Source organism: Virgibacillus sp. 7505 (genome assembly GCF_002272135.1).
GTDB lineage: Bacteria > Bacillota > Bacilli > Bacillales > Amphibacillaceae > Terribacillus.
In genome coordinates, this window is the sequence record NZ_NPBF01000408.1 from 1 (window position 1) to 221 (window position 221).

The 221-nt window shown below is 43.0% G+C and carries 1 protein-coding gene; it reads right to left on the bottom strand.

Annotation, left to right across the window (positions count from 1 at the left end; all coding sequences use genetic code 11):
• A partial coding sequence (locus CHH91_RS19535) for a sensor histidine kinase (protein WP_483372423.1) occupies window positions 1-221 on the bottom strand: 221 nt, incomplete at both ends.

Genomic DNA, 221 nt, shown 5'->3' on the forward strand with positions numbered 1-221 from the left:
GACGGAAATAACCCCTTCATCCGTATATTTGACCGCATTATGCAATAAATTGTAAACAATTTGAACGAGCCGACTTTCATCAGCGATGACAGGCGGGAAGTCTTCAGCAATTTGATTGACCATTTTAATAGGCTTGACTTCCGTGCTGTATTGCAGCATGTCAAGGACGCCAGTGACAATAGGTTGAATCGCTATCGCTTTTTTCTGTAGACGTAGGGATC